Annotated in this window: 11 protein-coding genes; all 11 read right to left on the bottom strand. The window is 66.7% G+C overall.

Features of this window, described 5'->3' with window-relative positions:
* Positions 1-154: 154 nt before the first annotated feature.
* Positions 155-1078, bottom strand: a complete 924-nt coding sequence (truB, locus tag QPK32_RS07770; protein ID WP_290412223.1) for a tRNA pseudouridine(55) synthase TruB — start codon at positions 1076-1078, stop codon at positions 155-157.
* On the bottom strand, positions 1075-1497 hold the full coding sequence (gene rbfA, locus QPK32_RS07765; protein WP_290412222.1) for a 30S ribosome-binding factor RbfA: 423 nt from the start codon (positions 1495-1497) through the stop codon (positions 1075-1077). The genes truB and rbfA overlap by 4 nt, the downstream gene beginning before the upstream one ends.
* Positions 1498-1683: 186 nt before the next feature.
* Positions 1684-4569 (bottom strand): translation initiation factor IF-2, encoded by a 2886-nt coding sequence (gene infB / locus QPK32_RS07760; protein ID WP_290412221.1) that lies wholly within the window; start codon positions 4567-4569, stop codon positions 1684-1686.
* 98 nt (positions 4570-4667) lie between these two features.
* Complete coding sequence (gene nusA, locus QPK32_RS07755; protein ID WP_290412220.1) at positions 4668-6233, bottom strand: transcription termination factor NusA; 1566 nt, start codon at positions 6231-6233, stop codon at positions 4668-4670.
* Positions 6230-6718, bottom strand: a complete 489-nt coding sequence (gene rimP / locus QPK32_RS07750) for a ribosome maturation factor RimP (protein WP_290412219.1) — start codon at positions 6716-6718, stop codon at positions 6230-6232. Before rimP ends, nusA begins: the two co-directional genes overlap by 4 nt.
* Positions 6719-7000: 282 nt before the next feature.
* Complete coding sequence (gene rluB / locus QPK32_RS07745; protein WP_290412457.1) at positions 7001-9115, bottom strand: 23S rRNA pseudouridine(2605) synthase RluB; 2115 nt, start codon at positions 9113-9115, stop codon at positions 7001-7003.
* Between the two features lie 30 nt (positions 9116-9145).
* Complete coding sequence (scpB, locus tag QPK32_RS07740) at positions 9146-9805, bottom strand: SMC-Scp complex subunit ScpB (protein ID WP_290412218.1); 660 nt, start codon at positions 9803-9805, stop codon at positions 9146-9148.
* A gap of 418 nt (positions 9806-10223) precedes the next feature.
* On the bottom strand, positions 10224-11246 hold the full coding sequence (locus QPK32_RS07735; RefSeq protein WP_290412217.1) for a glucokinase: 1023 nt from the start codon (positions 11244-11246) through the stop codon (positions 10224-10226).
* 202 nt (positions 11247-11448) lie between these two features.
* On the bottom strand, positions 11449-12282 hold the full coding sequence (locus tag QPK32_RS07730; RefSeq protein WP_374046710.1) for a VTT domain-containing protein: 834 nt from the start codon (positions 12280-12282) through the stop codon (positions 11449-11451).
* 238 nt (positions 12283-12520) lie between these two features.
* On the bottom strand, positions 12521-13756 hold the full coding sequence (locus QPK32_RS07725; RefSeq protein ID WP_290412215.1) for a Gfo/Idh/MocA family protein: 1236 nt from the start codon (positions 13754-13756) through the stop codon (positions 12521-12523).
* Between the two features lie 170 nt (positions 13757-13926).
* A complete protein-coding gene (locus QPK32_RS07720) occupies positions 13927-15609 on the bottom strand; it encodes an ABC transporter ATP-binding protein (protein ID WP_290412214.1) in 1683 nt (560 codons plus the stop codon).
* Between the last annotated feature and the right edge of the window lie 3 nt (positions 15610-15612).

The following is a 15612-nucleotide window of genomic DNA, read 5'->3' as shown; positions in this document are numbered from 1 at the left end:
GTAAATTCAACGGTTTGGCGCGAACCCGAGCGTTTTTGGCCAAGCTCGCGCCAGCATGGGGGCAAAATATGGCAGGAAAATGACATGCGCACCGATCGGCCGGCGGCGAACGGGTCCCGGACGCTGCAACCGGCTTGCAACGGTTGCCGGAACCTCAGGGCGTCGGGCGCGCGATCAGGCGCTCCGGCGCCAGGATGCCGTACTCCTGCAGCAGCGCCGTACCCAGCAGCTTGCCGTCGTGGTACACACGCACCCTGCCCTGCGCCTGCGGCAGCGCGACCGGTTCGCGGCCGAGTGCCAGGCGCTGGCCATTGAGGAATCGTGCGGCCAGTTCCGGCGTCAGCTCCACCTGCGGGAAGCTCGACAGCAGCGCATCGACGGGCGCCAGCAGCGACAACGGCTGCGCGTGCGCCTGCAGCTCCTCCAGCGTCACCATGCCGGCGACCGTCAGGTTGCCGACCTGGATGCGGCGCAGCGCGTTCAGGTGGGCGCCGCAGCCCAGCAGCTTGCCGATGTCCTCGCCCAGCACGCGCACGTAGGTACCCTTGCTGCAGGTGACGCGGATCGTCAGCATCGGCGCGTCGTACGCCAGCATCTCCAGCGCGTGGATGGTCACGGGACGCGCCTCGCGCTCCAGCACGATGCCTTCGCGCGCGTACTCGTACAAGGCCTTGCCGTCGCGCTTCAGGGCCGAATACATGGGCGGCACCTGCAGGATCGGGCCGCGCAGCTGCGCCAGCGCCGCCTCGATGCGCTCGGGCGTGACGTCGACGGGACGCGTGTCGAGCATCTCGCCTTCGGTGTCGCCCGTGGTCGTGGTCACGCCCAGGTGGACGTCGGCCAGGTAGGTCTTGTCCGCTTCCAGCAAGTCTTGCGAGAACTTGGTCGCTTCGCCGAAGCACAGCGGCAGCAAGCCCGTGGCGAACGGGTCGAGCGTGCCCGTGTGGCCCGCCTTCTTGGCGTTGACCACGCGCTTGGCCTTGATCAGCGCATCGTTCGAGGACAGGCCGACGGGCTTGTCGAGCAACAGCACGCCGTCGACGAGGTCGCGCGGCTTCTTCGGAGGACGCGCGTTCACTCGGCGTCCGTGTTCTTGGCGTCGGCGCCCGTGTCGTCCTCGAAGTCGGCGGCGCGGGTGGCGTTGGCCTGGTCGATCAGGGCCGACATTTCCAGGCCGCGGCGGGTCGAGGTGTCGTGCACGAAGTGCAGCTGGGGCAGCGTGTGGATGTGCAGGCGCTTGCCGAGCTGGCCGCGCAGGAAGCCGGCCGCCTTGGACAGGCCCTCGAGGGTCTGCTTGACCTCTTCCGGGCTGTCCTTGAGCAGCGTGAAATAGATCTTCGCGTGGGCGTAGTCCGGGGTCAGGCGCACCTCGCTCAGGGTGACCATGCCGACGCGCGGGTCCTTGAGTTCGAACGCGATCAGTTCCGACAAGTCCTTCTGGATCTGGTCGGCGACGCGCAGGCCGCGCTGGGGAATGCTTTTACTGTGTTTTGCCATGTTTTCTACAATACAACCGTCGTCCCCGCGCAGGCGGGGACCTGAGTTTTTGCTGCGGCCGTGCACGCAACATTGGGTCCCCGCCTGCGCGGGGACGACGTTGGAAAAATTCGGGGCCAGGGACCGGCGCCGCCTGGCGCAGGACTCCTGACCCCGAATGGTACTCCTACTGGTAACGGCGGGTACTTACAGCGTACGCGCCACTTCCTGGACTTCGAACACTTCCAGGGTGTCGCCAACCTGGATGTCGTTGTAGTTCTTCAGCGACAGGCCGCACTCCAGGCCGGCGCGCACTTCCTTCGCATCGTCCTTGAAACGCTTGAGCGAGTCGATCTCGCCGGTCCAGATGACGATGTTGTTGCGCAGCAGGCGTACCGACGAGGTGCGCTTGACGACGCCGTCGACCACCAGGCAGCCCGCGATCGCGCCGACCTTCGACACCAGGATGACCTGGCGAATCTCGACCTGGCCGGTGACGTGCTCGCGCTTTTCCGGTGCCAGCATGCCCGACATCGCCGTCTTGATCTCGTCGATCGCATCGTAAATGATGCTGTAGTAACGGATGTCGACGCCGTTGGCTTCCGCCAGCTTGCGCGCCTGTGCGTCGGCACGGGCGTTGAAGCCGATGATGACCGCTTTCGAGGCAACCGCCAGGTTGACGTCCGACTCGCTGATGCCGCCCACGGCAGCGTGCACGACCTGCACTCGCACTTCCGAGGTCGACAGCTTCTGCAGCGAACCGACCAGCGCTTCCTGCGAACCCTGCACGTCCGTCTTGATGATGAGCGGCAGGTTCTTGACCTCGCCCTCGGCCATCTGGTCGAACATGTTTTCCAGCTTCGCCGCCTGCTGCTTGGCCAGCTTCACGTCGCGGAACTTACCCTGACGGAACAGGGCGATTTCACGCGCCTTGCGCTCGTCGGCCATGACCATCGCTTCCTCGCCTGCGCTCGGCACTTCGGTCAGGCCCTGGATCTCGACCGGGATCGACGGGCCGGCTTCGCTCACCGACTTGCCGTTCTCGTCGAGCATCGCACGGACGCGGCCGAACGAGGAACCCGCCAGCACGACGTCGCCGCGCTTCAGGGTACCCGACTGCACCAGGATCGTCGCGACCGGGCCGCGGCCCTTGTCCAGACGGGCTTCGACCACGAGGCCGCGCGCCGGCGACTCGACCGGTGCCTTCAGTTCCAGCACTTCGGCCTGCAGCAGCACGTTTTCCAGCAGGTCGTCGATGCCCTGGCCGGTCTTGGCCGACACCGGGACGAACGGCGAATCGCCGCCGTATTCTTCCGGCACGACGCCTTCGGCGACCAGTTCCTGGGTCACGCGGTCGGTGTTGGCGCCCTGCTTGTCGATCTTGTTGATCGCCACGACCAGGGGCACGCCGGCCGCTTTCGCGTGGGCGATCGCTTCCTTCGTCTGCGGCATCACGCCGTCGTCGGCCGCCACCACCAGGATGACGATGTCGGTCGCCTTGGCGCCACGGGCACGCATTGCCGTGAAGGCTTCGTGACCCGGGGTATCCAGGAAGGTGACCATGCCGCGCGGGGTGTCCACGTGGTACGCACCGATGTGCTGGGTAATACCGCCGGCTTCGCCAGCCGCCACCTTCGCACGGCGGATGTAGTCCAGCAGCGACGTTTTGCCGTGGTCGACGTGGCCCATGACCGTGACGACCGGAGCGCGCGGCTTCGATTCGAACTCGGCATGCTCGCCCTGGTCGGCCAGGATCGCTTCCGGATCGTCGACGGCGGCCGGGAAGGCCTTGTGGCCCATCTCTTCCACCACGATCATCGCGGTTTCCTGGTCCAGCACCTGGTTGATGGTGCACATCTGGCCCAGCTTCATCAGCTGCTTGATGACTTCCGATGCCTTCACGGACATCTTGTGCGCCAGCTCGGCCACGGTGATGGTCTCGGGGACGTGGACGTCCTTGACGATCGCCTCGGTCGGCGCCTGGAAGTTCGATTCGCGCTCGTCGTGGCCGCCACGACGGCCGCCACGGCCGCCGCCCGCACGCCAGCCGTCACGGCCGCCGCTCGGGGCCGCGCCGCGGCCCTTCAGGCCGCCGCCCGGTGCGCCGCGCTTCTTGTCGTCCGACCAGGTCGAAGCCACGTTGGCCGACTTGATCGATTTCTTGTCGCCCGGTTTCGGACGCGCGCCGTTGCCGGTCGACTCGCCCGGTTTCGCTTCGCCCGGCTTTTTGTCGGCCGGCTTGTGCAGCGTGGTGGTCTCGGCCGCCTTCGGCTTGGCCGGCGCCGGTTCCGGCGCCTTGATCACGCGGCGCGGCTGCGCCATCATGGCCTTGATCTGGGCCACTTCGTCGGCCACGGCCTTGCGCGCGCGCTCGGTGGCGGCGGCACGTTCGGCGGCTTCCTTGGCGGCTTCGTCGGCCTTGCGCTTGGCTTCCTCGTCGGCGGCCTTCTTGGCTGCGTCGGCGGCGGCGCGCTTGGCTTCGTTGGCCGCGTCGGCGGCGCCGGCCGATGCTTCCTGGGCGGCCGCCTTCTTCGCTTCCTCGGCGGCTGCCGCTTCGCGCTGGGCGCGTTCCTCGGCATCGCGCTTGGCCTGCTCTTCGGCGGCCTTGGCTTGCGCGGCTTTCTCGGACTCGAGCTTGGCCAGGCGTTCCTGCTTCTCGCGCAGTTCCGCTTCCTGGCGCGCGATCAGTTCCGACTGGCGGCGCGCTTCTTCTTCGCGACGCGCCTGTTCGGCGGCGTCGATCACCGGCGCTGCCTGGGCAGCGGCGGCGGCTTTCGGCGTGACGAGATCGTCACGCTGGACGAAGGTGCGTTTCTTGCGCACTTCGACCTGGATCGTGCGCGACTTGCCGCTGGCGTCAGCCTGCTTGATCTCGGAGGTTTCCTTGCGGGTCACCGTGATCTTCTTCTTTTCGCCTGCGTCGGCGGTGCCGTGGGTACGGCGAAGATGGTTCAGCAGCTTATCCTTATCATCCTTGGACAAGGGATCTGACGTCGAACTTTTCTCGACGCCAGCAGAACGCAGCTGCGTCAGCAGCAAGTCTGCAGGCATCTTCAGTTCGGTGGCAAATTGGGCTACGTTGTTACTCGCCATTCAGTCCTCTTTTCTATGTGTCGCGAGATGATAAAGAAATTTTCCTGCTTAATAAAGCACGAAAGACCGGGGCGGTGGCTCCGGTCTTTGCACTTCATTTATGCCTTGGCCGTTTCTACCTGGCTCCAGGCTTTCGCCTGCAGGGCCTTGGCGCGGTCGTCGTATTTAGCGTCGACCAATTTCATCTCATCATCGGTCACATCATTAAATGCATTTGTGATCAGGTCGCGGGCACGCTCGCTCGGCAAGGCCAGGATGGCGCCGAACTCGTCGTAGGCCAGGCCCGCGAATTGTTCCAGGGTCTTGATGCCGGCCAGACCCAGCTTGCCGGCGGTGGTGCGGTCCATCCCTTCCAGGTTGGCCAGCGCCTCTTCCATACCCTCGAGGCCTTCTTCGGAAGCGATCGCTTCGGTCACCAGCGCATCGCGTGCACGGGTGCGCAGTTCGTTGACGGTGTCTTCGTCGAACGATTCGATCTCCAGCATTTCCGAGATCGGCACATAAGCAACTTCCTCGAGGCTCGAGAACCCCTCTTCGACCAGGATATTGGCCACTTCCTCGTCCACATCCAGCTTTTCCATGAACAGCACGCGCACGGCGGCCGTTTCCTGTTCAGCCTTGTTGGCCGATTCCTCGGCCGTCATGATGTTGATCTTCCAGCCGGTCAGGTCCGACGCCAGGCGCACGTTCTGGCCCGAACGGCCGATCGCGATCGCCAGGTTTTCCTCGTCGACCACGACGTCCATCGCATGCTTCTCTTCGTCGACCATGATCGACGACACGTTGGCCGGGGCCAGCGCGCCGATCACGAACTGGGCCGGATCTTCCGACCACAGGACGATGTCCACGCGCTCGCCGCCCAGCTCGCCGGTCACGGCCTGCACGCGCGAACCGCGCATGCCGACGCAGGTGCCGATCGGGTCGATGCGCTTGTCCGCCGTAAACACGGCGATCTTGGCGCGCACGCCCGGGTCGCGGGCGGCCGACTTGATCTGCAGCAGGCCCTGCTCGATCTCGGGCACTTCGAGTTCGAACAGCTTCATGATGAATTCCGGCGCGGTGCGCGACAGGATCACCTGCGGGCCGCGCATATTGCGGTCCACGCGCAGGATGAAGGCGCGCACGCGGTCGCCGATGCGCAGGTTTTCCTTCGGGATCATCTGGTCGCGCGGCAGGCGCGCCTCGATCTTGCCCGACTCGACGATCGCATCGCCGCGCTCCATGCGCTTGATGGTGCCCGTCACCAGCGCGTCGCCGCGCTCCAGGAAGTCCTGCAGGATCTGCTCGCGCTCGGCATCGCGCACGCGCTGCAGCACGACCTGCTTGGTGTCCTGGGCGAAACGGCGGCCGAACTCGACCGATTCGATCGGCTCTTCGATGTACTCGTCGACTTCGATGTCGGCGATCTGTTCCTTGGCTTCGAAATGCAGGATTTCCTGGTCCGGCAGCTGCAGGCCCGCTTCATCCGGCACCACGTGCCAGCGGCGGAAGGTTTCGAATTCGCCGCTGTCGCGGTCGATGCTCACGCGGATATCGACATCGCCCTCGTAGCGCTTTTTCGTGGCTTGCGCCAGCGCGAACTCGAGAGCGCCGAAGACGACCTCCTTGTCGACGTTTTTTTCGCGCGCGAGCGCATCAACCAGTAACAAAATTTCGCGACTCATGCTTTGCGACTCCTAAAATCCACCTTCGGCACCAGGCGTGCCTTGTCCAGTTCGGCCAGCGTAAATTCCAACAACGCCGCGCCGTCCTTGCTTTCAAATTCCAACCCGATCTTGTCGCCCTGCGGCGCATGCAGGATGCCCGTGTAGGTCTTGCGGTTCGCGGTGCCCGGCATCGCGACGCGCAGCTTGACCGTGCACTCGTGGCCGGCAAAGCGTTCGAAGTCGGCCAGGGTACGCACCGGACGGTCCAGTCCGGGCGACGACACTTCCAGGCGCTCGTAGTCCACGTTTTCGACCGTGAACAGGTGCGACAGCTGGTGGCTCACCGTGGCGCAATCCTCGACCGAGATCGGTCCCTTTTCGTCCGCCACCGCCGCCGGGAAGTCGATGAAGACGCGCAGGATGCCTCGTTCGGCCCGCTCGATATCGACGAGTTCGTAGCCCAGTCCAGCGACTGTCGTGGCAATCAAATCGAACAACTGCACAGCTTCTCTCCACCGGTCCGGTGCCGGACCCTCAAAACGATTCAACAAAAAAAAAATGGGCAACTGCCCATCTTCTTGTTCCCAACCAGAGGCAGCTCACCAAACAACACTGGGAACAACGACTCGGGTTAGACGTCAATTATAACCCGAACCAGGAATGGCCGCAATTGCCATTCCCTCAAAAATGAACACCCATGCAACAGTTTACACCGTTGGCGAAGCGGGCGCCGGGACTGGCGTGCAGTGCAGCATCCGCCCCATATGCGCCCGATGCGTCCGGAATCAACCCCGGCGTCCGCGGCGCGGCATGCCCGAGTCGCTGACGCGCGCACCCTGGCCGCGGCGGTTCTGGCCGGCGCCGGCGAAACCGAAGGTGGTCTGCAGCGGATCCGGCTGGCGCGGGCCCTTGCCCTTGGCGCCACCCTTGCCGCCGCCATTCGCGCCGCGCGCGCCCTGCCCGCCCGGGCGACCGTTCTGGCCGCCCGCGCGGCCGTTCTGGGCACCCGGGCGGCCGCCCTGGCTGCCCGGACGACCGGCCGGCGCCGGCGGCACGCCCAGTACGCTGAGGATGCCGGCCTGGCCGCGGCCCGCGCCGGCACGCACGACCGGCGGGCCGAACGGGTCGACATTGCGGTTGGCGTCGGCACGGTCGATGCGGTTGCCGTTCGGCTCGCGGTCCTCGCCCTGGTGGCCGTTGCGGCGTCCGTTGCCCTGCTGGCCCTTGCCGGCGCCGGCGCCCGCATTGCCGCCCTGGCCGCCCTTCTTCTCGATGCCGAAGGCGGTCAGGAAGTTGCGCACGTCGTTGTCTTCCAGCTCTTCCCAGCGGCCGCGCTTGAGGCCGCTCGGCAGCGTCATCGCGCCGTAGCGGGTACGGATCAGGCGCGAGACGGTCAGCCCGACCGCCTCGAACATGCGGCGCACCTCGCGGTTGCGGCCTTCGCCGATCACCACGCGGTACCAGCGGTTGACGCCTTCGCCGCCGCCGTCGGCGATCTTGGTGAAGTTCGCCAGGCCGTCTTCCAGCTCGACGCCGGCCAGCAGCTTCTGGCGCATGCCTTCTTCCAGCTCGCCCAGCGTGCGCACGGCGTACTCGCGGTCGATGTTATAGCGCGGGTGCATGAGCCGGTTGGCCAGGTCGCCCGAGTTCGTGAACAGCAGCAGGCCCTCGGTATTGAAGTCGAGGCGGCCCACGGCCAGCCACTTGCCGGTCTTCATGGTCGGCAGACGGTCGAACACGGACGGACGGCCTTCCGGATCGTCCGCGCTGACGATCTCGCCGGCCGGCTTGTGGTACACCAGCACGCGTGGCGGCTTGTTGTTGTTGACGCGGCGCTGCAGCAGCTTGCCGTTGATGCGCACGGCATCGGTCGGCAGGATGCGCTGGCCGATGTGGGCCGGCTCGCCGTTCACCGACACGCGGCCCGCGACGATCAATTCTTCCATGTCGCGGCGCGAGCCGAGGCCGGCCTCGGCCAGTACCTTGTGCAGCTTGGGCGCGTCGTCGTCGGCCGTCAGGTCGCGGCGCGCCTTGGAGGGCTGGGCCTGGCCGCGGCCGCCCTCGTTGGCGTCGAACGCGTCCGAGGTGACGAAGGAGAACACGGCGTCGGCGTCGTTGCCCTTGCCCTTGGCGTCGCCCTTGCCCTTGCCCTTGCCGTTCTTCGCATTCCTGCCTTGCGGCTGCGCTCCCTTGCCCTGGCCTGCGGGCTGGCCCTGCTGGGCGCCCTGGACCTGCTGGCTGCGCTGGCTCTGCTGGCCTTTCTTCTGGTTCTTCTGCTGGCGTGGCGAACGGTGCGTCACCAGGCCGGTGTCGGGCGCGGCCTCGGCGGCGCCTTCCGCTGGGGCCTCGGCCTGCGGGGCGCGTTCCTGGCGCTCCTGCTGGAGCACGGCGCGCTGCTGGCGCTGCTCGCGCATCTGGCGCGGGCCGCGCGGCTTGCGCTGGCCGTCCTGGCCGCCCTGGCGTACAGCGCCGTCGCCCGCATCGGCGGACTGGGCGGCCGGCTGCGCTGCAGCCTCGGCCATCGGAGCCGGCGCCGCGGCCTGCTCGGCCGCTGCCGGTGCAGCGGGTTCCTTCCTGGCGCGCGGCTTGCGCGGCGCCTTCGCGGCGACGGCAGCCTGCGCCCCTTCGGCGGCGGCGCCGGCCGATTGCGCTTCGCTCACGGCGGCGGCGCCTTCGGGGGCCGCGTCCTTCACGGCAGCGGTCTTGCGGGTTCGCTTGGGCTTGGCAGCGGGTTCCGTCGCCGATGCGGCCGCGGATTGACCCGCTTGTTCGGCCGCGGCCGCCGGCTGCGCGCCGTCGGCTGCCTGGGCCGCCTGCGCCTTGGTGCGGCGCTTCGGCTTGGCAACCGCCTCCAGCCCTGCCTCGGCAGGGGTCGTCTCGGTGGTGTCAGTTGGATTCATCATTCGTTTCTTGGTTTTGCTGACCTGGGCTCAACCGCCGGATGCGGGCGCAGGCTCGTGAATCGGGACTTCAACGGGTGAAGTGTCGTCAAATTGTTGTTGCAGGGCCGCTTCCAGCGCCTCCAGGCTGCGGCCGGCGCCGATGTCGGCCACCTGCTGCAGGGGCGGCAGCGCCGACAGCGAAGCCAGGCCCAGGTCGTCGAGAAATTGCTTGGTCGTTCCCAACAGGGCCGGGCGTCCCGGCACTTCGCGATGCCCGACCACGTCGATCCAGCCGCGGTCCTCGAGCATCTTGATCGTCTGCGAGTTCACCGCGACGCCGCGGATCTCCTCGATGTCGCCGCGCGTCACCGGCTGGCGGTAGGCGATGATCGCCAGCGTTTCCAGCGTGGCGCGCGAATACTTCGGCGGCTTTTCCGGCGAAATGCGGTCCAGGTAGGGCTTCATCTCGGGCCGGCTCTGGAAGCGCCAGCCGGAGGCCAGGCTGACGATCTCGATGCCGCGGTCGCGCCAGTCGTGGCGCAATTCTTCCAGCAGGAGCTTGATCGTGTCCGCGCCGACGCCCGTCCCCACCTGCCTGCCGCTGCCGTCGACGTCGGCGAACAGCTTCTTCATGCCGTGGAGCGTCATCGGCTCGCGCGCGCACAACAAGGCGGTCTCGAGCACCTTCTTGGCCTCATCAGTGTTCATAGCGATGTCGTCAGCGGGTTTGCACCTGGATGCAAAGAAAATATCAAACACAATCCCGCTCAACGCCAGCGCATGAGCGCCTGCGGTACGAAGCCCTGGCTGGCCCGTAGGATGCAACGTTGAATCGGGGTTCCGCGCCCGGACCGGAACTCCGGGCGGAAGTGCGGGGGACTTGGCGCCCGCCACGCGGCAATCCGCACGACAGGCGGATTGCTAACGGTTGATTTCGGCGAAACGCTGCTGGCGCGAGGACTGCCAGGCCCGGGGGAGATTCGGCACCGGAGGATGGGCTCCGGACGCACGCCCCGCGAGCGAGCGACATCGTTTCTACCAATTGACGGCCATTGTACCCGATAAAACCGCGAACGGGAGATGCCGTGCGCATCGCATCGGCGACCGTCCCGCCGCGACGGTACGATCAGCGGCCGAGGCGGTCGGCCAGGATGGCCGAAACTCCCGTGAACGCGGGATATTCGGCCGTGATCACATAGGTCGGCACCTGGCCCAGATAGCCGGCGAAGCGGCCCTTGTGCTCGAAGCGCTCGCGGAAGCACGACAGGCCGAAACGTTCCTTCAGGCGCGGCACGATGCCGCCGCCGATGTAGACGCCGCCCTGCGCGCCCAGCGTCACGGCCAGGTTGCCGGCGATGGTGCCGAGCATGCCGCAGAAGGTTTCCAGCACTTCCTCGCACAACGCGCAGGTCCGATCCAGGCCGCGCCGCGAGATTTCCGGTGCGCCCAGGCCCTCGTCCGGCACCTTGCGGTAATCCGCCAGCGCACGGTAGATCAGTTCGACGCCGGCGCCCGAGATGAAACGCTCGGCCGACACGTGCTCGAACTCCCGCCAGGCGTACTGCAGGATCGCGACCTCGGTCTCGTTGGCGGGCGCGAAGGTGACGTGGCCGCCCTCGCTGCGCAGCGCCGTCCAGCCCTTGCCGTCCGGGGCCGCGATCAGGCCGGACACGCCCAGGCCCGTGCCGGCGCCGACCAGGCCGATGGCTTCGCCCGCCACCGGCGCGCCGCCGCCCACCTGCTGCTTCTCGTGCGGCGCCAGATACGGCAGCGCCATCGCCAGCGCGGAAAAATCGTTGACCACGACGAAGGTGTCGAAACCGATGTCGCGCCGCACTTCCTCGATCGAAAAAGCCCAGTGGTGGTTGGTCATGCGCACCTCATCGCCCGTCACCGGATTGGCGATGGCGATCGCCGCATGGCGCACGTCCCCGTGCGCGGCGACGGCCGGCAGCGCCAGGTAGGCGCGCATGGCATCGCGCAGCGTCGGGTAGGCGGCGCAGGCCAGCACCTCGATCGCCGCGATCCGGCCCGGCCCGAGTTCCAGCGCGAAACGCGCATTGGTGCCGCCGATGTCGGCCAGCAGGCGCGGGCTGTCATGGGCGGAATCGAATACGGGAGCGGCGGCGGAAACTGGCGAAGCGGTCATGGTTGCCAACAAAAAAACGGATGCGGGAAGCTTAAGGATTTATTGGCTTGGACGCAAGTCTTTATTGTAGTTTAGGTACATGAATCCCGTGGCAGCCCCGATCCGGCGCAAAACCACCTGCCATGCGACAAGTAGTCGCGCTACTAAAAACGACAGGCCGGAACGTCTTGCACGTACCGGCCTGCTCGCGGGACGGGAAATGTCACCCGGCCTTGGGCGTGAGCTCGGCGTCGGCCTGGGCCGCGGCGCAGTGCGCGTTCCAGGCGTCGAGGCCGCCATGCAGGGGCCGGGCGCGGTGGAAGCCGTTCTTGACGAATTCCTTGGCGACCTGGGCCGCGGTGACGTCGTTCGGGCACGAGCAGTACACGACGATGTGGCGTTCCTTGTCGAGCGTGGCCATCAGGCGCTCCGGCACGGCGTCGCCATAGACCAGCGCGCCCGGAATGCCCTGCTCGAGCTGGCGCGCCGTCACGCCGCGGGCGTCGACGATCAGGGGTTCGTGGCCCGCTTCGAGCATGTCCTTGAGCTCCTCCATCGTGACGCGCGGCACCTTGGCGGCGCCGAGGTTGCGCTTGCGCTCGATGTACTTGAGCAGCACGAACAGACCCAGCAGGACGGCGATGATGGTGATGGCCGTGCCGCCGAGGTTGCCGAGCCAGGCGATCACGTCGTCGATGCTGTCGTGGAACCAGGCGCCGATGCCCATGCCGACGCTGCTCCAGAACAAGCCGCCGATGGCGGAGAACATCAGGAAGTGGCGGGTGCGGGTACCGGTGGCGCCGGCCAGCGGCGAGACGATGGTGCTGAAACCCGGAATGAACTTGGCGACCATCAGCGACTTGGCGCCCCAGCGGCCGAAGTTGTCCTCGGTCTGGCTGACGCAGGAATCGGGAGACAGCGAGATCTTGCACAGCAGGCGCAGGATGCGCCGGCCGTAATAACGCCCGGCGCGGAACCAGAAATAGTCGCTGAGCAGGCAGGCCAGCACCGAGGCGGCCAGGTACACGGGCCAGTTGGCGCCGCCGTCGACGGCCATGGCGCCGGCGATGATCAGGACGGGGAACGCGGGGATCGGCAGGCCGAGCTGCTCGACCAGCACGAGACCGAACACGATCAGGGCGCCGTAGGTGTGGATGAGGTGCGAAAGCGAGGCCATTTCACTATGTTAGCGGAAAACCATCGGCGCGTTTGGGTTTCCCCTCTTTTGCCCGGGATTTATCCGCGTATCGTCCGCCAGCGCGCCCTTTGCGCAACAGTCGCGCATTTTTCGCGCGTCAGGATTCCTGCGGTTCCGGCCCCCGCGTGCTCCCCGGCGCCGCCAGCTTGACGGGACGGTGCGTGCGCGCCGATGCGTAGATCGCCTCGATGATGCGCTGGTCCTGCAAGCCTTCCTCGCCCGGCGTATGGACGGCCTGGTCCTGCTGGATGCAGCGGGCGAAATGGTCGAGCTCGGCGGCGAACTGGTTCTTGTTCTCCCCCTGGATCTCGCTGCCGTGCTCCTTGCCGTCGACCTGGCGCGAGACCTTGAGCCGGATCCCCTCGTAGGCGTAGGCGGGATTCAGCTCGGCCCAGGCCGTCGTGCCGTTCAGGCGGAACATCTGCGACTTGTGCGAGGCATAGCCCGTCGTGCAGCTGGCGATGAAGCCGCTGGGAAAGCGCAGCACGAACTGGCAGGATTCCTCCACCTCCTTGAAGCGCGGATCGCCCGGCGTCGAGTAGGTGTTGCCGATCACCTCGACGGGTTCCTCGCCGCTGAGGAAGCGCGACGCGTTGATGCAGTACAGGCCCACGTCCGGCAACGCGCCGCCGCCGGCCAGCGCGCGCTTCAGGCGCCAGTGCTGCGGGTCGGCCATGTGCTGGGAGTTCACGGAAATGAATTCCTTCAGCTGGCCGAGCTCCTTGTTGCGGATCATCTTGACCAGCGTGCGGTCGTTTTCCTCGTACTGGCTGCGGTAGGCGATCATCAGCTTCTTCTTCGCCTTGCGGCAAGCCTCGATCATCTGCTGGCACTCGGCCACGCTGTTGGCCATCGGCTTTTCGCACAGCACGTGCTTGCCGGCGCGGGCGGCGCGCACCGTGTACTCCGCGTGCATGCTGTTGGGCAGCGCGATGTACACGGCCTGCACCTCCGGCATGTTCGCCAGCTTGTCGTAGTCCTTGTAGTCGAGCACGGCACTCTCGGGGATGTTGTACTGGTGCGCGACCTTCAGCGCCTTGGCGCGGTCGCCGCTGACCAGGGCCACGGGCTTCGCATGCTTGCTCTGGGCAAACGCCGGCAGCATCTCGTTGACGCTGATCCGCCCCACGCCGACGATCGCCACGCCGACCCGCTCGTTCCACGGATCGCCCGGCGGCTCGGTCTTTTCCGGCTTTTCGCTCTTGGCCTCGATCGGCGGAAACACGATCTTGTCCTTCTCGTTGGCGGCGGCCTGCAGCGCGGGCGCGGACAGGGCCGCCAGCGTCCCCATATAGCGCAGGAACCCCCTGCGCTGCGGCTGGCTGTGTGTCATGTGATCCTCGGCGGATAAGAAAAATGCATCTTCCCACGCGATGTTGAACACCAGCGCCAGCTTGACCAATCGCAAACCGGGGTCAGAGCCGGGGTCAGAGCCCGGTTTCAAGAAATTGCTCAAAACAAGGCTCTGACCCCGGCTCTGACCCCGGTTTGATTTAAAGCAGTTCAGGCGCCGCGCGGGATGGCGGCCAGCAGTTGGCGGGTGTAGGGGTGCTGGGGGTTGCGGTAGAGCTCGTCGGAGTCGGCCATCTCGACCACGCTGCCGTGGTGCATCACCATCACGCGGTCCGAGATGTACTTGACCACCGACAGGTCGTGCGAGATGAAGATGTAGCTCATCCCGTACTCGTCCTGCAGGTCCTGCAGCAGGTTCAGCACCTGCGCCTGCACGGACACGTCCAGCGCCGACACCGATTCGTCGCACACGAGGATCTCCGGCTTCATCGTCAGGCAGCGCGCGATGGCGATGCGCTGGCGCTGGCCGCCGGAGAATTCGTGCGGGTAGCGCTCGAACGCCTGGGCCGGCAGGCCGACCCGCTGCAGTAGCCAGCGCGCGTGTTCGATGCGCTCGGCATCGTTCGCGCCGATGCTGTGGATGCGCATCGGCTCCAGCAGGATCTGGCCGACGGTGAAGCGCGGGTTCAGCGAGGCATACGGGTTCTGGAAGATGATCTGGATGCGCCGTTTGTACGGCAGGAATGCGCGGTCCGACAGCGCCGCCAGGTCCTGCCCGTCGAACAGCACGCTGCCGCCGCTCGCGCGGTGCAGGCGCAGCAGGGTCAGGCCCACGGTCGTCTTGCCGGAACCGGATTCGCCGACGACGCCCAGCGTCTTGCCGCGCGGCAGCGTGAACGACACATCCTTCACGGCGTGGAAGGCGCGCTTGCCGAACAGGCCCTCCCGAAGCCAGAAGCTTTTGGCCAAATTCTTCACGACCAGCACGTTGTCATCGTCCGGCCCGTAGCCGCGCGTACGCTGGGGCAGCGCGATGCCCTCGACGACCTTGCCGCTCAGGACATCGTCGATCACGGGCAGGCGCAGCGGCCGCTCGTCCAGCCTGGGGCGGCAATACAGCAGCGCCCGCGTATAGGCGTCGCGCGGGCTGCCCAGCACCTGGGCGGCGTCTCCCTCTTCCCTTACCTCGCCGTGGCGCATGACGATCACCCTGTCCGCGATCTCGCCCACGAGGCCCAGGTCGTGCGTGATGAACAGCACGGCCATGCGGCGCCGCCGCTGCAGGCGCGCGATGAGCTCCATGATCTGCTTCTGGATCGTCACGTCGAGCGCCGTGGTCGGTTCGTCGGCGATCAGCAGCTTCGGTTCGCAGGCGATCGCCATCGCGATCATCACGCGCTGCTGCTGGCCGCCCGACATCTGGCTCGGATAGGCGTCGATCTTGTCGGCCGGATCGGGAATGCCCACCTCCTCCAGCAAGGCGAGCGTGCGCGCGCGCGCCGCGCGCCGGTCCATGCCCATGTGCAGGCGCAGCACCTCGCCGATCTGGAAGCCCACGGTAAACACGGGGTTCAGCGAGGACATCGGCTCCTGGAAGATCATCGCGATGTCCTTGCCGCACAGGCGCCGGCGCGCGGCGATGGGCAGCTCCAGCAGCTCGCGGCCCTCGAAGCGGATCGAGGAGTCCGGGTGGACGATCGTGGTGTCCGGCGGCAGCAGGCCCATCACCGCCAGCGAGCTGACCGACTTGCCGCTGCCCGATTCGCCCACCAGCGCGACGGTGCCCTCGGCCGGCAGGTCGAACGAGATACCCTTGACGGCCTCGACGGTGTTTTTCTTGTCCGTACGGAAGGAGATGCGCAGGTTGCGGACTTCAAGCAATGGTTCAGCCATGGG

The sequence above is a fragment of the Massilia sp. YIM B02763 genome (assembly GCF_030412015.1).
Classification (GTDB): Bacteria; Pseudomonadota; Gammaproteobacteria; order Burkholderiales; family Burkholderiaceae_D; genus Telluria.
The sequence above is the reverse complement of the archived record's forward strand: the minus strand, read 5'-3'. Positions and strand labels throughout refer to the sequence as shown.